Origin of the sequence: Streptomyces sioyaensis, from assembly GCF_004122735.1 — a bacterium.
GTDB classification, from domain to species: domain Bacteria; phylum Actinomycetota; class Actinomycetes; order Streptomycetales; family Streptomycetaceae; genus Streptomyces; species Streptomyces sioyaensis.
Window position 1 is genome coordinate 1 of record NZ_SDIF01000070.1, and the last position, 22,346, is coordinate 22,346.

Consider the following 22,346-nt stretch of genomic DNA (forward strand, 5'->3'; position numbering starts at 1 on the left):
CCCTCCCAGCTCGCGCCCCGCCCACCTCACACCCTCCCGCCCACCTCACACCCTCCCGGCCCACACCCTCCCCGCTCGCGACACCAGGCCCCGACCGACCGCCCAGCCCCTAGGCTGACCGCCATGGACCTACAGCTGGCAGGACAGGGCGCGCTGGTGACGGGCAGCAGTTCGGGGATCGGCGCGACGATCGCCGAGACGCTGGCGGACGAGGGGTGCAACGTCCTCGTGCACGGGCGCAGCGCGGGGGCCGCGGCGGCGGTCGCCGAGCGGGTCGCGGCCCGCGGTGTACGGGCCGAGGTGGTGCTCGGCGATCTGACGGAACCGGGCGTCGCCGAGCAGGTCGCCCTCACCGCACGGGACTTCGGCGCCCACATCCTCGTCAACAACGCCGGTCCGTTCGCCGAACACGACTGGGACAGCTCCCAGCCGTCCGACTGGCGGGCCGCCTTCGAGGGGAACGTGCTGCCGACGGTACGGGTCAGCCAGACGCTGCTGCCCTCGCTGCGCGCCCACGGCTGGGGCCGGGTGATCACCATCGGCAGCCGTGCCGTGCGGACACCGCTGCCCAACATGGTGACGTACTCCGCTGCCAAGGCCGCCGTGGTGAACATGACCACCAGCCTGGCCCGCCATCTCGCCGGTACCGGCGTCACCGCGAACTGTGTGAGTCCTGGGGTGATCGTCACCCCCTCCATGTACCGGATGTTCGAGGAGCGCGCGGCGGCCGGCGGGAACGAGGGGGCCGGCCGGGACGAGGCGGACATCGTCGCGGAGTATGCGCCGAACCCGAGCGGGCGGCTGGGCCGTCCGCAGGACATCGCGGCCGCGGTCGCCTACCTTGCGAGCCCGCTCGCCGATTACGTCAACGGGATCGAACTACGGGTGGACGGGGGAATCACCGGAACGCCGTAGACGTCGCCGGGGAACGCCGTAGGCATCGCCGTTCCCCGGCTCGCCCCCCTGAGGCTCGCCCCGCTCCCCGGCCCGCCCTCCGCTTCGCATCCGTTCCGCCCCCGTCGGCCGGTCAGGACACCGGCCGCGAATCCGCCCACATGCTCTCGAATTCCTCCCGGTAGGTCTCGAAGAGGCCATGGTCGCCGTCGCGGCCGTCCCGGGCGTCCTGGCGGACGATCTCGCGGCCGCCGCCGCGCAGGACGAGGACGGGCGACTCCATCCCGCGGCTCTTGCGGAGGTAGGGCTGGACGACGGCCACACCGTCCGGCCCGTCACCGTCGACCAGGTAGGCGGTGAAGCGCGGGGTCTCGTCGAAGACCTGGATCTCGAAAGCACCGGGGTCGCGCAGCCGGGCGCGCACCCTGCGCATATGGAGGATGTTCATCTCGATGGAGCGGCTCATCTCGCCCTTCTTGAGGCCGATTTCGCGCTCCCGGCGGCGGACCGCACTGCTGGCCGGGTTGAGGAACAGCAGGCGGACCCGGCAGCCGGATTCGGCGAGCCGGACCAGCCGGCGGCCCGAGTAGTTCTGGACCAGGAGGTTCAGCCCTATGCCCACGGCGTCGAGCCGGCGGGCGCCGCCGAAGAGGTCCTCGGCCGGCAGCTGGCGCTGCAGGCGCACCCGGTCGGAGTGCACCCCGATGACATCGGCATAGCGGTCACCGACCAGGTCCTCCACCGCGTCGATCGGCAGCCGCCCGGAGATGCGGCTGCCGACACCGGAGCCGAGTATGTCCAGGAGGCGGGCGGAGGCGCGCTCGGCCTGGGCGAGCACCGTCTCGGACAGCGCGCGGTTGCGGGAGACGATGTTGCGCGCGACCTCCAGTTCGTCGAGGGCCAGCTCCACGTCGCGGCGGTCGTCGAAGTACGGCGCGAAGCAGGGCCAGTGCTGGACCATCAGTTCGCGGAGTTGCGGAAGGGTCAGAAAGCTGACGATGTTGTCGTCGGCGGGGTCGAGGAGGTAGCCCTTGCGGCGGCTGACCTCGCGCACGGCGACCGCGCGCTGCACCCACTCCTGTCCGGCCGGTCCGGCCGCGGCGATCACCCATTCGTCGCCGTGCACCGGCTCGTAGATGGGCCGCAGCACCGCCGCGACGACGGCCCGCAGCCGTTGCTCGACGAGATTCAGCCAGATGTAGGCGCGCCCGGCCCGGCGGGCCCTGGTGCGCACCTCGCTCCAGGCGTCGGCGCCCCAGTCCAGCTCCGCCCCGATCTCCAGCGGTCGCGCCAGGGACACCGCGCCGGGCGGTGCGTCGACGGAGCCGCCCTCATGGCCCTCATGACTCTCGTCACCAGGGGGCAACTCCAGCCCGCCGCTCACCTGCCACCGCCTTCCGAACCCCCGTGCCAACGATCAAGGCAGACTACTGCGGTGCGGGAGGCGGTGCAGCAGGATGAGGGGAGTCGGTCAGCAACTCCCCTTATCCATAGTGCCCGTTGTGCCCGGACAACGCGGGCGGAGTGAGCGGATTCATAGCGGTGACGTCGCGGGGCACCAGCTGGAAGCCCTGCCAGTGCACGGGCATCGGCTCCTGGTCCTCGTCCCTGGCGATGTGGTGGAACCCGATGTTGACCCACGCGATGGGGTGTTTCAGCGGCTGGCCGTTGACCCAGGTGTCGACGCTCCGGCCGGCCCGCTCCCCACAATTGGCCAGGTTGTTGCTGGCGAACTGCTCACATGCCTTGTAGTCGGTGACATAGAGGTCGTGGGTGGTGTAGCTGCGGCCGGTGTATTTGCTGGAGCGGCCCGGGACGATCTCGTACGAGCGCGGATGGCCGTCCTTGTTCTTGCCGGTGTCGCTCACCACGCGCCACCACCGCAGCGGCCCGTAGTCGCCGGCCAGCTCCTTGGTGACGGGGGTGCGGGTGGTGCGGATGGTGGGCGTGCGACCGCCGGACCGGGTCGTGAGGGCGGAGTCGAACTGCTCGACCTTGTTGGTGGAGGAACCGTCCAGACCGAAGTTCAGCCGCCAGAAGACGTTGTGGCTGTGGCTGGTGGCGTAGTCCTTGGCGCCCTTGCCGATCGGCATGCCGCGGCCGTCGCCGGCGTCGTAGTCGCCGGGAGAGACGGTGCCGGTGGCGCCGACCTGCATGGTCATCGTGCCGTCACCGGAGAATCGCCACTCGCTGATGTACTCGTACCAGCCGACCTTGTTGACCGTGTAGACCAGCAGGTCCTTGCCCTGGAGCTGGTAGGTCCGGGCGTTCTCGCCGGGGTAGGGGCCCTTGCGGTAGGCGTGGCCGCGGGAGCGCGTGGTGGCGCACAGACCGCTGACGTCGGGGTGTGCGGGGTCATAGGCGCCGGGCACCCGGACGGTCTTGATCGTGCCGCCGGGGCACTCGGCGGGATCGAGCTTCTGCAGCCCCTGTGCGAAGCCCTGGCCGGTGAGGTCGTCGTACTCGTTGGTGCCGTCGTCGTAGGGGACGTGGATCTGGGCGAGCTTGGCGGTGGTGAGCACCTTGATCGGGGCGCGTTCGCCCTTGGGCTGGTAGGAGATGTCGTCCAGGACGAGGCCGGCGTTGCTCTCGTAGTGCCAGCACATGCGCCAGACGGTGCCGCCGTCGAGCGTCTGGGTGAGGCGGTAGGCGGCGCTGCACCGGGGAGCGGGTGCGGCGGGAGCCGTGGGGGCGGCCTGGGCGGCCGGTCCGGTCAGCAGGGCTGTCGCAGCGAACAGCAGCGGGACCGCGGCGAGTGCCGTGGCGCGGCGGCGCGTGCCGCGGGAGCGGGCACCGGTGGGACGGCTTTCGGGCATGACGAAGGCTCCTGTGCGAAGGAGTGACGGTGGGGAGGGCGCGGTCAGCCCAGGCGGGCGACGGTGCGGGCGCTGAGGTCGATGACGAAGCGGCGGGTGTCGATCCACCGGCCGTTCTTGATCTTGGTGAAGAGGCGGACGCAGCGGTGTTTTCCGCACTCGCCCAGGGCGCCGGGCGCCGCGCCCTCCGCCCGGCCGCGGTAGACGAAGCCGGTGACGGAGAGCGGGTCCGGGCCGGTGAGGTCGTGCCCGGTGGCGTCGCGGTAGTCCTGGCGCAGTCCGGCGCCCAGCGGGGCGGCGATCAGCAGCCGGGCCGCCTCGACGGCCTCGTCGTGGCCGGGCGGCGGCTGGACGCCGTGCTGGGTGTCGGCCGACTCCACCGTCAAGGTCGTGAGATTGACGGTCCGGGTGAGGTAGCTGTCGCTCCGGTAGTCGTAGAACGAGACCCTTGCCCGGCGCGGCGGGTCGGCGAGCTGGGCCTCCGCGGGGGTGAGTTCGACCAGGTCGGTGGTGAGCCGCTCGGGCCCCGGCCGCCCGGTGACGTCCGCGGCGGCGCCCCGCAGGGTGCGCGGCAGCGCCAGGTCCTGGGCGCGCCGGAGTTCGTCGTCGGTGAGCGGGTCCCGTCCCGTCCCGCGCTCCCCTTGGGCGGCGGCCTTTTCGACGACGCCGGGCGGCGGCGGTCCCCCGTCGCGTCCCGGCGCGGGGGCGCCGAGCGCGGCGGGGCGGCCGGCGCTCCCCCTGCCGTCGGCGGCGCCGGCGTCGGACGGCAAGGTGATCGCGGCCATGGCGGCGGTACCCGTGAGGGCGAGGGCGGCGCCCGCGACGATCTTGCCGAGGTGGCGGTGCATCAGGTGGTGCACTGTTCCCCCCTGCTGTCACGTTCCGTGACATGCATGTCGGTCCCCCCGTGGGTCCTCCAGTAGGACGACTGATAGGACGATCCGACATCGCGACGGGTTGCCCACCATTCAGCGGAGATCTCGCGAAAAGCCCTCTGTGTACGACAAGTTGCGAAAAGTTGAGGAAGGATTTCGTCTTGTTCCGCTGAGGTGTGCCGTGGAGTCGCCGCAGCGCCCGCCGAGAAAGTGGAAGAGTCTACCCATGCAGGTCTGGCCGGGACAGATGTATCCGCTGGGTGCCACCTATGACGGGGCGGGCACCAACTTCGCGGTGTTCTCCGAAGCCGCGAAGCGCATCGAACTGTGTCTGCTGCACGACGACGGTTCGGAAACCGCCGTCGAGCTGCGGGAGAGTGACGCCTTCGTGCGGCACGCCTATCTTCCAGGAGTGATGCCCGGACAGCGCTACGGCTTCCGGGCGCACGGCCCCTACGAACCGGAGCGGGGGCAGCGCTGCAACTCGGCGAAGCTGCTGCTCGACCCGTACGCCCGGGCCATGAGCGGCCGGATCGACTGGGACGAGGCCATCTACGGCTACCACTTCGGGCGCCCCGAGGTGCGCAACGACCTGGACTCGGCGCCGCACACCATGGCGTCGGTGGTGGTCAACCCGTACTTCGACTGGGGCGACGACCGCCCGCCGCGCACCGCGTACCACGAGACGGTGCTCTACGAGGCCCATGTGAAGGGCCTGACGATGCGCCACCCGGAGCTCCCCGAGGAGCTGCGCGGCACCTACGCCGCGCTGGCGCATCCGGCGATCATCGACCATCTGACGAAGCTCGGGGTGACCGCCCTGGAGCTGATGCCGGTGCACCAGTTCGTCCAGGACCACCGGCTGGTGGACGCGGGGCTGACGAACTACTGGGGCTACAACACCATCGGGTTCTTCGCCCCGCACAACGCCTATGCGTCCTGGGGGGACCGCGGGCAGCAGGTGCTGGAGTTCAAGACGGCGGTGCGGGCGCTGCACCAGGCCGGGATCGAGGTGATCCTCGATGTGGTCTACAACCACACCGCCGAGGGCAGCCACCTGGGCCCGACGCTGTCGTTCCGGGGGCTGGACAACGCCTCGTACTACCGGCTGTGCGACGACCGGCAGTACTACATGGACACCACCGGCACCGGTAATTCGCTGCTGATGCGCAGCCCGCATGTCTTGCAGCTGGTGATGGACTCGCTGCGCTACTGGGTGCAGGAGATGCGGGTGGACGGCTTCCGCTTCGACCTGGCGGCGACGCTGGCCCGGCAGTTCCACGAGGTGGACCGGCTGTCGTCGTTCTTCGACCTGGTGCACCAGGACCCGGTGGTCAGCCAGGTGAAGCTGATCGCCGAGCCGTGGGACGTCGGAGAGGGCGGCTACCAGGTGGGCAACTTCCCGCCGCTGTGGACCGAGTGGAACGGGAAGTACCGCGACACCGTGCGGGACCTGTGGCGGGGCGAACCACGCACCCTGGCGGAGTTCGGGTCCCGGCTGACCGGTTCCTCCGACCTCTACCAGGAGGACGGGCGGCGGCCGCTGGCCTCGGTGAACTTCGTGACCTGCCACGACGGCTTCACCCTGCACGATCTCGTCGCGTACAACGACAAGCACAACGAGGCCAACGGCGAGGACAACCGCGACGGCGAGCGCTTCAACCGGTCCTGGAACTGCGGCGCCGAGGGGCCGACCGACGACCCCGGGGTCCGGCGGCTGCGGGCCCGGCAGATGCGCAACTTCCTGGCCACGCTGATGCTGTCGCAGGGCGTGCCGATGCTCAGCCACGGCGACGAGTTCGGCCGCAGCCAGGGCGGCAACAACAACGCGTACTGCCAGGACAACGAGCTGTCGTGGGTGCGCTGGCCGGAGCGGCGGGGTCCGGGCGGGGGCACCGGGCTGCCGGCCGGGGCCGAGGGGGCCGACGAGCTCGACGAGGCCGACGGGACCGACGAGGCGGCCGACGGGGACGCGGAGCAGCTGGCGCTGCTGGCGTTCGTCCGGCAGATGGTGTGGCTGCGGCGCGACCATCCGGTGTTCCGGCGGCGGCGGTTCTTCCAGGGCCATCCGGTGGAGGGCGCCTCTGACAAGCTGTCCGACATCGCGTGGTTCACGGCGGACGGCGAGGAGATGGGGCCGCGCGACTGGCAGTCGGTGCACGCCAAATCGCTGACGGTGTTCCTCAACGGCAACTCCATCTCCGAGCCGGGCCCCCGGGGCGAGCCGGTCACCGACGACTCGTTCCTGCTGATGTTCCACGCCGACGACCAGGAGAAGGAGTTCATGGTTCCGGAGCATCTGGGCCGGCAGTGGCAGGTCGTCGTGGACACCGACCGGCCGCGGGCGGTGGCGGACGGCGGCGGCGCCAAGGTCAAGGCGGGCGACCGGCTGACGCTCGTCGGCCGGAGCCTGCTGGTGCTGCAGCGGCCGGCTTAGGGGCTGTCCGGGGGCGCGCCCGGCGCCGCGCGTGCGCCACGGCGCCGCCCCGCCGGGCCGCCCGACACCAATGCCGGAAGCAGATGACACAACGAGCCGTCAGCGGGGTACGGGTGTTCCCATGAGGCAGCCATCGAGTCCGTCGCCGACCGCCACCTACCGGCTGCAGCTCCAGCCGGACTTCCCGTTCGCCGCCGCGGAGCGGACGGTCCCGTATCTGGCCGCACTCGGCGTCTCCCACCTGCACCTCTCACCGGTGCTGGAGGCGGTGCCGGGCTCCACGCACGGCTACGACGTGGTCGATCACGCGACGGTACGGGCCGAGCTGGGCGGTGAGGCGGGGCTGCGGGCACTGGCGGCGACGGCCCGGTCGCACGGCCTCGGGCTGGTGGTCGACCTGGTGCCGAACCACATGGCCGTGCCGGAGCCGGTGTCGCTGAACGGGCCGCTGTGGCAGGTGCTGCGCGACGGCCCGGCGTCCCCGTACGCGCGGTGGTTCGACATCGACTGGGACGCACACGGCGGCCGGGTGCTGCTGCCGCTGCTCGGCGGCCGGCTCGGCGACGAGATCCGGCACCTCCGCGTCGACGGCGAGGTGCTGCGCTATCACGGGCACGCCTTCCCGCTGCGCCCCGGTACGGAGGGGCTGCCGCCGGCCCGCCTCCTGGACGCCCAGTGGTACCGCCTCGCCTGGTGGCGGCTGGCCCGCAGCGAGCTGAACTACCGCCGGTTCTTCAGCATTTCGGAGCTGATCGGGGTCCGTGTCGAGGACCCGGAGGTCTTCGAGGCCACCCATGGCACGATGCTGCGACTGCTGAGCGAGGGCGTCATCGACGGGCTGCGCGTCGACCACCCGGACGGGCTGGTGGACCCCGGCGGCTATCTGGCCCGGCTGGACGAGCGGACCGGCGGCCGCTGGACGGTGGTGGAGAAGGTCCTCACCGGCGACGAGCAGCTGCCGGCGGGCTGGGCCTGCGCGGGCACCACGGGCTATGACGCCCTGCGGCACATCGACGGGCTGTTCGTCTGCCCGCAGGGCTCGGGGCGGCTGTTCTCCCACTACCGGGACTTCGTCACCCCGCTGGCCGACGAGGGCGGCGACTGGGAGGAGACGGTGCGCCGGGCCGCGTACGAGGTCGTCACCCACGAGCTGTCCGCGGAGGTCGAGCGGCTGGTGCGCACCGCGGGCCGGATCAGCGCGCGCCGCCCCGAGCCGGGCGACCACGCACCGTGGGCGCTGCGGCACGCGCTGCGGGAACTGCTGGTGCGGGTGCCGGTCTACCGTCCCTACGCCGCCGAGCCGGAGCAGGCCGCGCACAACGAGGCGTTGCTGGGCCCGGCGGCCGCGGGGGCGCGCACCGCCTTCCGGGTGCCCGAGGAGGCCCGGGCGGTGGACCTGATCCACGAGCTGGCCCTCGGCCGGCTCACCGACGGCCCGGACGACGCCACCGCGGACTGCGCCGATTTCACCGCCCGGTTCGCCCAGACCGCCTCCGCACTGCACGCCAAATCCGTGGAGGACACCGCCTTCTACCGCTACCCGGTGCTGCTGTCGGCCTGCGAGGTCGGCGGCGCCCCCGGCGACCCGGCGCTCACCCCCGCGACGTTCCATGCGTACTGCGCACGGATGCAGCGGGACCGGCCCGCGGCCGGCACGGTGCTCTCCACGCACGACACCAAACGCAGCGCCGATGTACGGGCGCGGATCGCGGTGCTGTCGGAGTGCCCGGACCGGTGGCGGGACGTGCTGGGCGCGCTGCCCGGGGCGGTCTGCGAGGCCGGGGGCGACCTGGTGGGCGGTGCCGGTCCGCGGGATCCGATGGTGTCGTGGCTGGCCTGGCAGACCGCGTTCGGCCTCGGGAGACCGGCCGACGGCCCGGCGGCGGACCGGGTGGTGCCCGCGGTCCTCAAGTCGGTGCGGGAGGCCGGGCTGCGCACCTCGTGGACGGATCCGGACGCGGCCTACGAGGAGGCCGTCGAGGAGTTCGTCCGCAGCGGCCCCTGCGGTTCCGCGGCCGCCCCGCTCGCCGCGCTGGCGGCGGAGCTCGCGCCGTTCATCCGGGCGAATGTGCTGGGTGCGGCGCTGCTGCAGCTGACCATGCCGGGCGTGCCCGACCTCTACCAGGGCACCGAACTCGTCCATCCGACGCTGGTCGACCCGGACAACCGGCGCCCGGCCCGGTGTGACCCGGAGCTGCTCGACGCGCTGGACGGCGGGGCCGCACCGCGCGATCTGTCCGCCGAGAAGCTCCGGCTGACCGCCGCGGCCCTGCGCCTGCGGCGGGACCGGCCGCAGTGGTTCGGCGCCGCGGCGTCGTACGACCCGGTGTACGCGGAGGGGCCGGCGGCCGAGCACTGTGTGGCGTTCTGCCGCAGCCGGCGGGTGCTGACGGTGGTGACCCGGCTGTCGCTGCGACTGGTGGAGACCGGCGGCTGGTGGGACACCCTGCTGCGGCTCCCGCCCGGCGGCCCCTGGCGCGAGCAGCTGACCGGACGCACACTGCCGCAGGGCTCGGTGGTGGGACTGAACGAGCTGCTGGACGAGTCACCGGTGGCGCTGTTCGTGCGGGAGTGACGCCTCGTCAGATGGGGCCTCGGGGGCATGGCCGCCCTGTGCCCCGCCGCCGGGAAATCCGGTTGCGGGCTGCCGCACGGCTGGCAGCATGGCCCCGTACGACCGAATTTCCCTGAGCAAGGAGCACGGAATGCGCCGATTCCTCGGAACTACTCATCGCCCCGACCGGACGACAGTTCTTGAGGACTCCACCTTCCATGCTTCCTTCGCCCACCCTGAACATCGGGATTCTCGCCCACGTCGACGCGGGTAAGACCAGCCTCACCGAGCGGCTGCTGTTCGACACCGGTGCCATCGACCGGCTCGGCAGCGTCGACGCCGGTGACACCTGTACGGACACCGGCGAGCTGGAGCGCCTGCGCGGCATCACCATCCGCTCGGCCGTCGCCTCCTTCACCGTCGGCGGGGTCCGGATCAACCTCATCGACACCCCCGGCCATGCCGATTTCATCGCCGAGGTCGAACGCGCCCTGGGGGTCCTCGACGGCGCCGTGCTGCTGCTGTCCGCGGTGGAGGGCGTCCAGGCCCGCACCCGGGTGCTGATGAAGACACTGCGGCGGCTGGGGCTGCCCACCCTGCTGTTCGTCAACAAGATCGACCGGACCGGTGCCCGGGGCGAGGCGCTGCTCGCGGACATCCGCCGGCTGCTGGCACCGGTGCCCGTCCCGATGACCTCCGTGACCGGCCTCGGCACCGCACGGGCCGGCTCGGTGCCGTACGACCTGGAGGACCCGCGGATCCGTGGGCGGATCGCCGAAACGGTGGCCGAGGCCGACGAGTCGGTCCTGGCGCAGCTGGTCGGGGCGGCACCCGGAGGGCGCGAGCAGGACGGCGGCCCGGCGCGGGGCAGCGAGCCGCCGCTGACCGCGGACCGGCTCCGCGCGGCGCTGGCCGCCCGGACCGCCGACGGCTCGCTGCATCCGGTGTACTTCGGCTCCGCGCTCGGCGGCCAGGGCGTCGGGGCGCTCGTCGAGGGAATCGTCCGGCTGATCCCGCCGGCGCCGGCCGGGACGGGCACCGAGCCGCGGGGCACGGTCTTCGCCGTCCACCAGCCACCGCACGGCGAGCGGACGGCCCATGTCCGGCTCTACGACGGCGCGTTGCGGCCGCGGCAGCAGATCACGCTGCACCGGACCGGGGCGGACGGGGCGGCCACGTCCGTGACCGGCCGGATCACCTCGCTGGAGGTCATCGGCCGGCCGCCCGGGGACACCGGGCCGCTCACCGCGGGCAACATCGCGGTGCTCCGCGGGCTGCCGGGCATCCGGACCGGCGACCGGCTCGGCCCGGCCGACGACACCGCGGCCGGGCCGGCGCTGTTCGGCTCCCCCACCCTCGAAACCCTGGTCCGGGCCTGCCGCCCGGCCCGCGCCGCCGCACTGCGCGGCGCGCTGCTGACCCTCGCCGACCAGGACCCGCTGCTCCAGGTGCGCCCCGCGCCGGACGGGGCGACCTCGGTGCTGCTGCACGGTGAGGTGCAGAAGGAGATCCTCGCGGCCACCCTGCACCAGGAGTACGGCATCGAGGCCGAGTTCACGCCGAGCCGGGTGGTGTGCGTGGAGCGGCCGTCCGGGGTCGGCGAGGCGTGCCAGGAGATCGCCCGATTCGGCCACACCGGGCCCTGGGCCACGGTCGGGCTCCGGGTGGAGCCGGGCGCCCGCGGCTCGGGGCCGGTCTTCACCTACGAGACCGAACTGGGCGCGCTGCCGCACGGCTTCCACCAGGCCATCGAGGAGACCGCCCTGGCGACCCTGCAATGCGGGCCGCAGGGGCTGGCGGTGACGGACTGCCGGGTAGTGCTGATCCGTTCCGGCTTCATCGGCCCGGTCAGCACCGCCGGGGACTTCCGTACGGTCACCGCCCCGGTGCTGCGACGGGCGCTGGAGCGGGCCGGCACCCGGGTCTACGAGCCGTACCACGCGTTCGAGGCCGAGGTCCCGCTCACCGCGCTGGCCGCGGTGACCGCCCGGCTCGCGGCACGGGGCGCCGAGATCGCCGAGACCTCCGGCGGGGTGCACTCCTGGCTGGTCAGCGGCGTTCTCCCGGCCCGTCACGTCCAGGAGATCCAGGGGAGGTTGCCCGGGCTGACGCACGGTGAAGGGGTGTGGATGTCGTCCCCGTCGGGCGACCGGCCGGTGCGGCAGGGCGGGGGCGGGACCGGGTGAGGTGACGCGGCGGGAGCGGGGCGGGCGCGGCGCCACTCACCGCGCATCGGCTCACCGCTCCGTCAGGACGTAGTCCACCTGGCCGAACGTGATGTGATCGCCGGGGCCGACCGGCACCTCGCCCACCACGCGCCGGCCGTTGACGCAGGTCCCGTTGGTGGAGCCGAGATCGCGCAGCACCCAGCCCTTGCCGGCGCTGCGGAGTTCGGCGTGGGCGCGGGAGACCGTGTCGTGGTTGAGGCGCAGGCCCACACCGGGCGCCCGCCCGATGAGCAGCGGGAGCGGGCCCGGCTCGGGCAGCAGCAGCTTCGGCAGCCGCTCCCTGCGCCAGGCGCGGCGCACCCGCAGGTGGAACGCCGAGGCCCGGCCCACCATCCGCAGGACGGTGCCCTGGACCTTGCCGCGGTCGGCCAAGTCGACGGTGACCACATCGAGTTCGGACTGCTGCTGGGCGGTGAGGACGAGTTCCAGTCGCCGCAGAAAGGTGTCCTGGGACAGCCGTCCCTGCGCCGCGCCGTCGCGCAGCAGATCAAGAGCGCGTTCCCGGTCGGCATCCGACAGGCGCGTCGGGCGCGCAGGGAACTCGAGCGAAGTCATACCGCGATTCTCGGGCCACCGCGAGCCGCTGTCCAGGCAGTGTTGCCGCGAGGACGGTGCAGGTGGGCGGGCGGGTCGCCGCGACGGTCCGCGGGATGGCCGAAGTGGGACCCGTGTCGCCGCGCGGGGCTGCCGGGCCGCGCGCGGGCATGCTTTCTTCGTCGGGACCGCGAACGAAGGAGGACGGCCGTGCTGTTCGAGGTGTGGGCACCGAGGGCCGGACAGGTCGCTCTCCAGTGGGCGGGGGACCGGGCCGGGGAGCCGGCGGTCGTGCTGGAGCGCGACCCCGGCCGTGCGGGGTGGTGGCGCACCGAGGCCCCGGCCCGCGACGGCGACCGGTACGCCTTCCGGCTCGACGACGGGCCACCGCTCCCCGATCCGCGGGCCGTCCGGCTGCCGGACGGTCCCGGCGGGCCGGGTGCGGTCGTCGAGCACGACCGGTTCCGGTGGCGGCACCCCTGGCCCGGCCGCCCACTGCCCGGCGCGGTGCTCTACGAGCTCCACCTGGGCACCTTCACCCCCGAGGGCACCTTCCGCGCCGCCGCCGAACGGCTGCGCCACCTCGCCGACCTGGGCATCACCCATGTCTCCCTGATGCCGGTCTGCCCCTTCCCCGGCCACCACGGCTGGGGGTACGACGGGGTCGCGCCCTGGGCGGTGCACGAGCCCTACGGCGGGCCGGACGGGCTCAAGCGGTTCGTGGACGCCGCGCACGGCCACGGGCTGGGGGTGCTGCTCGATGTGGTGCACAACCACCTCGGCCCGTCCGGCAACCATCTCCCGGCGTTCGGGCCGTACTTCACCGACACCCACCACACCCCCTGGGGCGCGGCGGTCAATCTCGACGCCCCCGGTGCGGCCGAGGTGCGCCGGTACTTCCTGGGCAGCGCGCTCTCCTGGCTGCGGGACTTCCGGCTCGACGGACTGCGGCTGGACGCCATCCATGCGCTGCACGACGACAGCACCCCGCACTTCCTGGCCGAACTGTCCGCCGCCGTCGACGCGCTGGCCGGGCAGCTGGGGCGTCCGCTGTTCCTGGTCGCCGAGTCCGATCTCAACGATCCGGGCACCACCGCGCCGCGGGAGCTGGGCGGGCTCGGTCTGCACACCCAGTGGAACGACGACTTCCACCACAGCCTGCACACCGCGCTCACCGGCGAATCCCAGGCCTACTACGCCGACTTCGCGCGCGCCCCGCTCGCCGCCCTCGCCAAGACGCTGACCGGTGGCTTCTTCCACGACGGGACGTACTCCGGCTTCCGCGGCCGGGTGCACGGCGCGCCCCTCGACCTGCGGGTGACGCCCGCGTACCGCCTGCTGGCCTACGCCCAGACGCACGATCAGGTCGGCAATCGCGCGCTCGGCGACCGGCTGGCCGCCGGGCTCTCCCCCGGCCTGCTCGCCTGCGCCGCCACCCTCGTGCTGTGCTCACCGTTCACACCGATGCTGTTCATGGGCGAGGAGTGGGGGGCGACCACCCCGTGGCAGTACTTCACCTCGCATCCGGATCCGGAGCTGGCGGAGGCGGTACGGGCCGGGCGGCGGCGCGAGTTCGGGGCGCACGAATGGGCCGGAGAGGCCGGGGACTGGCCCGATCCGCAGGACCCGGCGACCCGCGACCGCTGCGTCCTGGACTGGTCCCAGCCGGCCCGGAAGCCGCATTCCGCGCTGCTGGCCTGGCACCGCACACTGCTGGCGCTGCGCCATGAGCTGCCCCCGCTGACCGATCCGGATCCGCGCCACACCGCCGTCCGCTTCGACGAACAGGCCCGCTGGCTGCTGCTGCGGCGCGGCCCGCTCCAGGTAGTGGTCAATCTCGCGCGGGACGCCACGGCCGCCGTCCCCCTCGACGACGCGGCGCGGGGCGGGACCCGGCTCCAGGCCCTGGCCGGCTGGCCCGCGGCCCGGCTCCCCGGGGCGGACGGGGTGCTACGGCTGCCTCCGGAGTCGGCCGTGGTGCTCGGTCCGTAGGGTCTGTCCGATGGGTCGGGGCCGCGCTCGGCTGAAAAGGTGAAGGGCTGTCGGCCTCCCTTGTGCCCGGCTCCCTCGGATGGGTTACTGGTGCTCCTACCAGGTGGGCCGCCCCTCCCTCCGCTGGTCAGCGGCGGCGGCCGGTCCACGGGTGAGCGGGCCCGGCTTGCCTGAGCCCGGCGTCGCCCGGCGGAGGGTTCCGCCGACCGGCGCCGACACGGGTGTCGGCCGGTGGGTGGCTCAACCACGTCTCCGAGGAGGACGTCTTGCGAGCCATCCACATCGTGCGATCGCTGCTGGCGGCAGCTGTGCTTCCGCTGGCCTTGGTTTCCGCTCCCGCCGCCCACGCCGCGGTCCCGATGCAGGTGTCGTGCGGTGAGTCGGCGCTGGCCGACGCGATCGACACGGCCAACGCTGCCGGAGGCGGCAGCCTGACCCTCGCTGCCCTGTGTACGTACACCCTGACCAGCGCCCACAGTTCGGGCGGAGCCGGACACCCGGCGGGGCTGCCGAACATCACCACCCCGATCTCCATGACCGGCTTTCTCACGCAGATCACCCGGGCCCCGGGCGCGCCGGCCTTCCGGATCTTCGAGGTGGACGGCCCGTCACAGGTCCCGGGTGCCAACGGCCGGCTCAGCATGACCACGGTGACCGTCAGCGGCGGTGACGCGGGCCTCGGCGTGGGAGGGGGCATCGCCAACCTCGGCGGCACGGTGACCCTCACCAGCAGCACGGTCAGCGGCAGCAAGGCGTCCTACGGCGGCGGCATCTACACCGACGGTGCCCTGACCCTCACCGGCGGCACCGTCAGCGGGAACACCGCAAGCGTCGCCGGCGGCGGCATCTTCACCAACGCCGGGACGGTAGCCCTGACCGGCAGCGCCGTCGTCGGCAACACCCCGACCAACTGCGGTGCCCTGCCGCCGGTTTCCCCCGCCTGCTGACCGCCCGGCCCTGGCACCGACGCCGAATGTCCCACCTCGGCGGGCTCAGGACGAGTCGCAGACATCGGCGGACTCAGGACGAGTCGCAGACCTCGGCGGACTCAGGACGGGTCGTAGACATACGGCAGGGCGTTGCTGTTCCCGGCCGGGGTGTGTGCCACGACGTTCACCGTGCCGGGCGCGCCGCCCGGGGAGGTCGCGACGACCTGGGTGTCGGAGACCGCCGCGAACGAGGCCGGGACGCCCCCGAAGGTCACCGCGTCGGTGTAGGTGAGGTTGCTGCCGCCCAGCACGATCGCGTCGCCCCCGAGATCGGGGCCGTGGGAGGGGGTGAGGCCGGTCAGGACGGGCGCCGCGAGATACGTGTAGTACGGATTCCCGGTGGCCGCCGTGCTGGTCCCGCCCGGTGTGGTGACGGTGACGACGACCGTGCCCGCACCGGCCGGAGCGGTGGCGGTCAGCTGGCTGTCGGAGACCACAAGGACGGCAGTGGCCGGATTCCCCCCGAAGCTCACCGCGGTGGCCAGGGTCAGATTGCTGCCGAAGACGGCGATGGTGTTGCCGCCGGTGGCCGGGCCGAGGTGCGCGGACAGATCATTGACGGTGGGCGCGGCGACGTAGAAGTACGGCAGGGGGTTGCTGGTGCCGCCGGCGGTGGTGACCGTGACCGTGGTGGCGGACGGCGGCCCGGCGGGCGCGCTGACGACGATTTGCGTAGCGGTATTGCTGAGCACGGTCGCCGGGTTGTTTCCGAATTTCACCGAGATCGCTCCGGAGAGATTGCTGCCGGTGACGGTGACGAGATTTCCGCCCGAGACCGGACCCGAACTTGGACTCAGACCACTGATGACCGGAACAGCAGCAGCAACATACGTGTAAACAAGAGCATTACTGGTACCGCCCGCCGTAGTCACCGTCACCGCGACGGACGACGGCAATCCCGCAGGCGCAACCACCACCACCTGAGAAGCGGTATTACTCAACACGGTCGCCGAGTTGACCCCGAATTTCACCGAGGTCACGCCGGCAAGATTCGTGCCGGAGAGCGTGACGACAGTGCCGCCCGAGGTGGGGCCCGAAGCGGGACTGAGGGTGGTGAGTACGGGGGCGGCGACGGTGGTGTAGGTGAAGAGCACGTTCTGGGTGCTGGTCCCGGTCGGTGCCGTGACCGTGACCATGACCGTGCCGGTCCCCGCGGGCGTCCTGGCCGTGATCTGCGTATCGCTGACGAGGACGAAGTTGGTGGGAGTGGAGCCGAACCTGACCAGCGTGGCCCCGGTGAAGCCGGAGCCGGTGATGGTGACGCCGGTATTGCCGCCAGGAGGACCTTGGTTGGGACTGACGCCGGTCACTACGGGGGCCATGTGCTCTTCTCCTTCTCGTGCCGCCCGGGGCGGTCGCGCCGTGGCCCGCGGTCGTCGGCCGGGGCGGAGGCGTCGCCGCCCGTCCGCGGCACGCGCTGCGGACGGGCGGCGACGTGGTGGTCGTGCCGTCGGTGCCGGTCGACCGCGACGCTCAGGTGATGGTGAAGGCCTGGGCGTTGGAGTCTCCGCCGCAGGTGTGGACCGTGATGGTCCCGGCGCCGGTGGCGAGCCCGCCGGGCACGGTGGCGACGAGTTGGCCGGCGCCCACGGGGTTGAAGACCGCGGTGGCGGTGGCCGCGGCGCTGTCGGTGAACGTGACGGTGTCGACGCCGACGAAACCGGTTCCGTTGACGGTGATCTGGTCCCCCGCCGTGCCCGACGTGGGCAGTACCGAGGTGATGGCCGGCGCAAGGTAGTAGTCGACCAGCGTGGTGCCCGAGGCGCTGGTGCCGCCGGCGGTGGTGATGGTCACCGGCTGGGTCGAGACGGTGCCGACCTGGCCAGGGTTGGCCGGCGCGGTGAAGGTGACCTGGCTGGCCTGGGTGGGGGTGACCGCCACGTTGCCGACGCTGCCCACCCCGACCTGGGTCCCGGAGAGGAAGTTGGTGCCGAACAGCGTCACCGAGCCGCCCGTGGCGGCCGATACGCAGGTGACGCTCAGCCCCGTGGTGGTCGGCGTGGCGATGACGAAGAACGGCAGCGCGTTGCTGGTGGCACCGGCACTGCTGGTGACGCTGACGGATACCTGACCGGAGCACGGCGCCGTACTGGGCACCACGAAGGTGACCAGGGTGGCGGTGACACTTACCGGAGTGACCGCCGCCGCACCGAAGTTCACCCTCGTGGTGGTGGACAGACCGGTTCCGTTGATCTGGACGGTGTCCCCGGGTTTTCCCTGGTTGGTGGTGGTCGTGGTGTCCACGAGCGAGGTGATGGTTGCCATGATCTTTCTCCTTCGAATGTGCCGCTCCGCCGGGGGTGGGCAGAGCAGGCAGTGGCTGGCCCGGTCCGCAACGCAAGGGAGGTCCCCATGGGGCGGGGAGGGAAGGTGAAATCCCCTTGGGCCGGCACCTGGGGAGGGTCGTCCCGTGTGAATCGACGCGGCGCCGCATACAGGGCGGTGTCAATCTCGCGTGATTGATTAAAGCCAAGGGGTGAAGGAGGCGACAGGTGAAATTGGCGCAATAAAGGCTCGATAGGTAAATAGGCTAAGGACTACTTAACCGACCCCATCCGCCGTTGCACGCCCCGGCTCTTTCCTCTTCATTCCAGCCGACAAGGCCGCCGAAAAAACGGGCGGACGGCCGCAACCGCCCACCCGTCGGCGGCATATGTGTGCACGCGAGCAGCCCCAGGGCCTCTTCCGCACAGGATCGTCCACCGCCTGTTGGGCAGTGCGGGGGTGCGGGGCCGGGGTCGTGCGATACGAGGAGGCGGGCAACAGCCGGATCCGCCCTGCGCGTTACGCCGGTGCGTGCCCTGCCGGCTCGCCGTCCAGCTCATCCCTCGGCTCGGCGTTCAGCTCATCGCTCGGCTCGTCGTTCCGCGCATCGTTCAGCTCGTCGGGGCGGGCAAGTCCTGGTGCGAGAACTCCGAGTCCTAGTGCGAGAACTCCGAGACGAACGCCGCGCAGAAGGCCTCCAGATCCGCGGGCCTGCGGCTGGTGATCAGGGTGTTCGGTCCGGCGGTGCAGATCTTGACCTGCTCGTCGACCCAGGTGCCGCCCGCGTTGCGGATGTCGGTCCGCAGACTCGGCCAGGAGGTCAGGGTGCGGCCGCGCACCACATCGGCCTCGATGAGCGTCCACGGTGCATGGCAGATGGCGGCCACCGGCTTTCCGGCGTCGAAGAACGACCTGATGAACGCCACGGCCCGCGGGTCCAGGCGCAGCGCATCCGGGTTGGCCACGCCGCCGGGCAGCACCAGACCGTCGAAGTCCGCCGCGGTGGCCTCGTCCACCGTCAGATCGACGGGGAAGGTGGCCGCCCTGTCCAGGTGGTGGAACGCCTGCACCTTTCCCGTGTGGGTGGAGACCAGCGTCGGGCCGCCGGCCGCGGCGACCACCGCCTGCCAGGGCTGGGTCAGCTCCACCTCTTCGGTGCCCTCCGGGGCCACCAGAAACGCCGCCTGCATACTGCGCTCACGTCCCTTCGTCGGGTCGGGGAGCGAGGAAGCCCCCGCTCCCACTTCTCGACCATAACGGCCCACAGCGCCAGGCACTTCTTTGCCGGTCCGGGCCCCGCGGACCGGGCCCGACGGGTGCTCCCGAGGCCGTCCGGCGCCCTGAGAAGCGCGCGATCAGCGGCCGCCCCGCTCTCCCGATCGTCCACTCACGGCACATGTGCTGGACACTGTGTACATGCCCCTGCACCTCTCCGACCTCCTGGCCCGGCCCGACCTCGATCTGTCGGTCGCCTACGACGTGCCGCCGCACCTGCTGGCCCGCACGATCGAGGCGGCGACGGTCTCGGATCTGCCGGCGCCGGGAAAGTGGCTGGAGGGCGGCGAACTCCTCATGACCATCGGGCTGTTGTTGCCGAGGGAGCCGGCCGCGTGCCGGGCGTACGTCCGGGATGTCGCCGAGGGCGGGGCGGCGTGTCTGGCGCTCGGGCTGGGGCAGGGGCTGCCGTATCAGGAGGCGCCGGAGCCGCTGGTGCGGGCGGCGGAGGAGGCCGGGCTGCCGCTGCTGACGGTGCCGGACGGGGTGCCGTTCATCGCCGTCACCAAAGCGGTCTTCGACGCGCGGGCCCAGGAACAGCGCGAACTGCTGCAGCGGGCCTTCGCCACCCAGCGGCGGCTGACCGCCGCGGCGACCGGCGGCGGCCTGCGCCCGATGCTGGCGGAGTGGACGGCCGCCACCGGCGTGGGCGCCGCGGTGCTCGACCCCCTGGGGCGGCTGCTGGCGGCCGGCGAGCGGGCGCGGCACACGCCTCCCGCGCAGGCGCAGGAGCTGCTCGCGCGGGTCGCCGCGCACGGGCTGCGCGGCAGCGCCGCCAGCACGGCCGCCGGGCAGCAGCTGGAGGTGCAGCCGCTGGGGGCCCGGCGGCTGCGCGGGCTGCTGCTGCTCACCGGCCGCTTGGACGACGCCGCCCGCTCGGTCGTCCCGGGCCTGGTCTCCCTGCTCTCCCTGGAGCTGGAGCGCCGTCATCTGCGCGATGAGCCGGAGCGGCGCCGCAGGTCGGCGCTGCTGTCGGAGCTGCTGGCGGACGAGGGTCCGTCCGCCGACCGGGCCCGGGACGTGCTGCAGTCGGTGGGGCTGACCGCCGAGCGGGTGCGGGGGGTCGTGGTGGAGGCCCCGGGCGGCACGGGAGGCCGTACGGGGCCGGACCCGTCGCGGGAGGGGAGCGCGGAGGGCGCCGCGCAGGAGATGGCCGCCGATCTGGCGCTGGCGCTGCCCGGCGGCCTGGTCCGGGTGGTGGACGGGGCGGCTGGCCCGTTGATCGAGGCGGTGGCCGGCGAGGACCTGGACGTCCGCGAGGTGCTCGCCCGCTTCGCCCCGCACCGTCCGGCCGGTATCGGCCCGGCCGCCGGCCCCGAAGCGGTCCGGGTGTCGCTGCACCAGGCGGCCGGTCTGCTGGCCGTCAGCCGGGCCGGCGGGGAGCCCGCCGAGGCCCGGCAGAGCCAGGCCAGCCGGCTCCTGCTCGACCTGGGCGACCGCCGTACGCTGGACGGTTACGCCGACACGGTGCTGGGCCCGCTCGACCTCGCCGACCACGGCGAGGAGCTGACCGCCACGCTCGCGGCCTGGCTGGAGACCGGCGGCGCCTGGGACGCCACCAGCCGGCGGCTCGGCGTCCACCGGCACACCGTACGCAACCGCCTGGACAAGGTGATGGACCTCACCGGCCGCCGCCTCGACGACCCCGACGACCGCTTCGACCTGTGGCTGGCCACCCGCATCCGCCGCGGCGGCACCCCCGGGACCGGCGGCCGCCCCACTCCCCCGCCGCCGGGCCGGTGACACGAACCCCTACATTTTCGGTCCGCCCTTCACTCTCTCCCCGGCACCGTTTTTACTTCGAGGGTGACCTACGAGATCCGCACCCCCACGCCCGGCACCGCCGGCCCCGCCATCGCGCCCCCTGCACGCTCCGCACGGAGCGGCGGGCGCGGCGCCCTGGTGGCCGTCAGCGATCTGCACGTCCGCTACAAGGAGAACCGCGACATCGTCGAGGGGCTGCAGCCGCAGTCCGACGACGACTGGCTGCTGGTGGCCGGCGACATCGGCGAGCGGGTGTCCGACATCCGCTGGGCGCTCGCCCTGCTCAGCAGCCGGTTCGCCAAGGTGGTGTGGGTGCCCGGCAATCATGAGCTGTGGACGACGGCCGACGACCCGGTACAGCTGCGCGGTGTGGCGCGCTATGAGCATCTGGTCGGCATCTGCCGGGAGTTGGGTGTCCTCACCCCCGAGGACCCCTATCCGGTGTGGGAGGGCGAAGGCGGTCCGGTCGTCATCGCACCGCTCTTCCTCCTCTACGACTACACCTTCCGGCAGCCCGGGGTGACGTCCACGCACGAGGCGCTCGCCCGGGCCGAGAAGGCCGGAGTGGTGTGCACCGACGAGCACTTCCTGCACCCGGACCCGTATCCGACGCGAGAGGCGTGGTGCCGGGCGCGGGTGGCCGCCACCGAGGCCCGGCTCGCCGCCGTGCCCGAGGACCTGCCGACGGTGCTCGTCAACCACTGGCCGGTGGTGCGCGAGCCCACCGAGCCGCTGTGGTACCCGGATTTCGCGCTGTGGTGCGGTACGGAGGCGACCGCCGACTGGCCCGTCCGCTTCCGGGCCGCCGCCGTGGTCTACGGCCATCTCCACATCCCGCGGCTGCTGGTCTGCGACGGCGTCCCGCATCAGGAGGTGTCGCTCGGCTACCCGCGCGAGTGGCAGCGCCGCTCCCGCGCCCCGGGCCGCCCGGTCCAGATCCTCCCCGTGCCGGCCGCGGCCGGCGACACCACGGGGACCCCCGCATGATCGACAAACTGCTGCCGCCCCCGGTCGTGACCGCGGAGGCCTTCCAGGACGCCCCGGTGTCGCAGATGTTCCCGGAGGAGTGGGCGCTGGTGGCCGGGGCCGTCCCCAAGCGGCAGAAGGAGTTCGGCACCGTACGCGGCTGCGCCCGCAGCGCACTGGCCGAGCTGGGGATCGCCCCCGCTCCCCTGCTTCCGGGCCCCCGCCGGGAGCCGCAGTGGCCGGCCGGCATCGTCGGCGCGATGACGCACTGCAACGGCTATCGCGCCGCCGCGGTGGCCCGCTCGGCGGAGGTGCGCACCATCGGCCTGGACGCCGAGCCCCATCTGCCGGTGAACGACCCCGGGGTGGTCGATCTGGTCACCCTCCCCGCGGAACGCCCCCAGCTCGCCCGGCTGGCCGCGGCGCAGCCCGAGGTCTGCTGGGACCGCCTGGTCTTCAGCGCGAAGGAGAGCGTCTACAAGGCGTGGTACCCCCTCACCCGCCGCTGGCTCGACTTCCAGGAGGCCCACCTCATCCTCGACCCCACCAACGCCACCTTCACCGCCCGCCTCCTCGTCCCGGGCCCCGTGATCGACGGCCGCGAACTCACCGAATTCAGCGGCCGCTGGCTGATCGGGGCGGGGCTGGTGGTGACGGCGATCGTGGTGACGGTGTGAACTGCCCGAGGAGCAGGGGAGGTTCCTGACCCGCCTCTCGCAGGGGGGCGGGCCGCGCATAACGCAGCATCAAGAGTCGT

At 72.7% G+C, this 22,346-nt stretch carries 16 protein-coding genes; 9 read left to right on the forward strand and 7 right to left on the reverse strand.

Annotated features, from left to right (window positions below):
* Positions 1 to 123 precede the first annotated feature (123 nt).
* Positions 124 to 915 carry an SDR family NAD(P)-dependent oxidoreductase gene (locus EST54_RS22110; protein WP_129249460.1) on the forward strand — a complete coding sequence of 264 codons (792 nt, stop codon included), beginning with the start codon at positions 124 to 126 and terminating at the stop codon, positions 913 to 915.
* 112 nt (positions 916 to 1,027) lie between these two features.
* Here the strand turns inward: EST54_RS22110 and EST54_RS22115 are convergent, their stop codons facing one another.
* The 3 genes from EST54_RS22115 to EST54_RS22125 form a co-directional block, all read right to left on the reverse strand.
* Positions 1,028 to 2,278 (reverse strand): SAV2148 family HEPN domain-containing protein, encoded by a 1,251-nt coding sequence (locus EST54_RS22115; RefSeq protein WP_129249462.1) that lies wholly within the window; start codon positions 2,276 to 2,278, stop codon positions 1,028 to 1,030.
* 100 nt (positions 2,279 to 2,378) lie between these two features.
* A complete protein-coding gene (locus tag EST54_RS22120) occupies positions 2,379 to 3,710 on the reverse strand; it encodes a copper amine oxidase (protein ID WP_129249463.1) in 1,332 nt (443 codons plus the stop codon).
* A gap of 44 nt (positions 3,711 to 3,754) precedes the next feature.
* Complete coding sequence (locus EST54_RS22125) at positions 3,755 to 4,570, reverse strand: Tat pathway signal sequence domain protein (RefSeq protein WP_129249464.1); 816 nt, start codon at positions 4,568 to 4,570, stop codon at positions 3,755 to 3,757.
* A gap of 241 nt (positions 4,571 to 4,811) precedes the next feature.
* On the opposite strand from EST54_RS22125, the gene glgX reads away from it, so the two are divergent.
* The 3 genes from glgX to otr(A) all read left to right on the forward strand — a co-directional run bounded on the left by glgX (position 4,812) and on the right by otr(A) (position 11,762).
* Positions 4,812 to 7,022 carry a glycogen debranching protein GlgX gene (glgX, locus tag EST54_RS22130; protein WP_129249465.1) on the forward strand — a complete coding sequence of 737 codons (2,211 nt, stop codon included), beginning with the start codon at positions 4,812 to 4,814 and terminating at the stop codon, positions 7,020 to 7,022.
* A 121-nt stretch (positions 7,023 to 7,143) separates the two neighbouring features.
* A complete protein-coding gene (gene treY, locus EST54_RS22135) occupies positions 7,144 to 9,597 on the forward strand; it encodes a malto-oligosyltrehalose synthase (protein ID WP_129249467.1) in 2,454 nt (817 codons plus the stop codon).
* 197 nt (positions 9,598 to 9,794) lie between these two features.
* Entirely contained in the window at positions 9,795 to 11,762 is a 1,968-nt protein-coding gene (gene otr(A) / locus EST54_RS22140) for a tetracycline resistance ribosomal protection protein Otr(A) (RefSeq protein ID WP_129249468.1), read from the forward strand.
* A 51-nt stretch (positions 11,763 to 11,813) separates the two neighbouring features.
* Here otr(A) and EST54_RS22145 read toward each other — a convergent pair whose 3' ends face one another.
* Complete coding sequence (locus EST54_RS22145) at positions 11,814 to 12,359, reverse strand: DUF1707 and FHA domain-containing protein (protein ID WP_129249470.1); 546 nt, start codon at positions 12,357 to 12,359, stop codon at positions 11,814 to 11,816.
* A 189-nt stretch (positions 12,360 to 12,548) separates the two neighbouring features.
* Between EST54_RS22145 and treZ the strand changes: the two genes are divergently transcribed.
* Both treZ and EST54_RS22155 read left to right on the forward strand, forming a co-directional pair.
* On the forward strand, positions 12,549 to 14,330 hold the full coding sequence (treZ, locus tag EST54_RS22150) for a malto-oligosyltrehalose trehalohydrolase (RefSeq protein WP_129249472.1): 1,782 nt from the start codon (positions 12,549 to 12,551) through the stop codon (positions 14,328 to 14,330).
* Positions 14,331 to 14,596: 266 nt separating this feature from the next.
* Complete coding sequence (locus tag EST54_RS22155; RefSeq protein ID WP_239012675.1) at positions 14,597 to 15,277, forward strand: hypothetical protein; 681 nt, start codon at positions 14,597 to 14,599, stop codon at positions 15,275 to 15,277.
* Positions 15,278 to 15,378: 101 nt separating this feature from the next.
* Here EST54_RS22155 and EST54_RS22160 read toward each other — a convergent pair whose 3' ends face one another.
* From EST54_RS22160 to EST54_RS22170, 3 genes are all read right to left on the reverse strand, one after another.
* Positions 15,379 to 16,641, reverse strand: a complete 1,263-nt coding sequence (locus EST54_RS22160) for an IPT/TIG domain-containing protein (RefSeq protein WP_129249473.1) — start codon at positions 16,639 to 16,641, stop codon at positions 15,379 to 15,381.
* Positions 16,642 to 16,792: 151 nt separating this feature from the next.
* A complete protein-coding gene (locus EST54_RS22165) occupies positions 16,793 to 17,584 on the reverse strand; it encodes an IPT/TIG domain-containing protein (protein ID WP_129249474.1) in 792 nt (263 codons plus the stop codon).
* A gap of 656 nt (positions 17,585 to 18,240) precedes the next feature.
* Positions 18,241 to 18,774, reverse strand: coding sequence for a type 1 glutamine amidotransferase domain-containing protein (locus EST54_RS22170; protein WP_129249499.1), 534 nt, complete (start codon positions 18,772 to 18,774; stop codon positions 18,241 to 18,243).
* Positions 18,775 to 19,000: 226 nt separating this feature from the next.
* Between EST54_RS22170 and EST54_RS22175 the strand changes: the two genes are divergently transcribed.
* The 3 genes from EST54_RS22175 to EST54_RS22185 all read left to right on the forward strand — a co-directional run bounded on the left by EST54_RS22175 (position 19,001) and on the right by EST54_RS22185 (position 22,266).
* Positions 19,001 to 20,602 (forward strand): PucR family transcriptional regulator, encoded by a 1,602-nt coding sequence (locus EST54_RS22175; protein WP_129249476.1) that lies wholly within the window; start codon positions 19,001 to 19,003, stop codon positions 20,600 to 20,602.
* 63 nt (positions 20,603 to 20,665) lie between these two features.
* Positions 20,666 to 21,610 carry a metallophosphoesterase family protein gene (locus EST54_RS22180; RefSeq protein WP_372448166.1) on the forward strand — a complete coding sequence of 315 codons (945 nt, stop codon included), beginning with the start codon at positions 20,666 to 20,668 and terminating at the stop codon, positions 21,608 to 21,610.
* Complete coding sequence (locus tag EST54_RS22185) at positions 21,607 to 22,266, forward strand: 4'-phosphopantetheinyl transferase family protein (protein ID WP_129249478.1); 660 nt, start codon at positions 21,607 to 21,609, stop codon at positions 22,264 to 22,266. The genes EST54_RS22180 and EST54_RS22185 overlap by 4 nt, the downstream gene beginning before the upstream one ends.
* The last annotated feature ends 80 nt before the right edge of the window (positions 22,267 to 22,346 follow it).

Bases quoted from the DNA above. Each gene is read 5' to 3' on its own strand.
- EST54_RS22110 (WP_129249460.1), top strand. From the start codon at position 124: ATGGACCTACAGCTGGCAGGACAGGGCGCGCTGGTGACGGGCAGCAGT.
- EST54_RS22120 (WP_129249463.1), bottom strand. From the start codon at position 3,710: ATGCCCGAAAGCCGTCCCACCGGTGCCCGCTCCCGCGGCACGCGCCGC.
- glgX (WP_129249465.1), top strand. From the start codon at position 4,812: ATGCAGGTCTGGCCGGGACAGATGTATCCGCTGGGTGCCACCTATGAC.
- treY (WP_129249467.1), top strand. From the start codon at position 7,144: ATGAGGCAGCCATCGAGTCCGTCGCCGACCGCCACCTACCGGCTGCAG.
- EST54_RS22145 (WP_129249470.1), bottom strand. From the start codon at position 12,359: ATGACTTCGCTCGAGTTCCCTGCGCGCCCGACGCGCCTGTCGGATGCC.
- EST54_RS22160 (WP_129249473.1), bottom strand. From the start codon at position 16,641: ATGGCCCCCGTAGTGACCGGCGTCAGTCCCAACCAAGGTCCTCCTGGC.
- EST54_RS22165 (WP_129249474.1), bottom strand. From the start codon at position 17,584: ATGGCAACCATCACCTCGCTCGTGGACACCACGACCACCACCAACCAG.
- EST54_RS22170 (WP_129249499.1), bottom strand. From the start codon at position 18,774: ATGCAGGCGGCGTTTCTGGTGGCCCCGGAGGGCACCGAAGAGGTGGAG.
- EST54_RS22175 (WP_129249476.1), top strand. From the start codon at position 19,001: ATGCCCCTGCACCTCTCCGACCTCCTGGCCCGGCCCGACCTCGATCTG.
- EST54_RS22185 (WP_129249478.1), top strand. From the start codon at position 21,607: ATGATCGACAAACTGCTGCCGCCCCCGGTCGTGACCGCGGAGGCCTTC.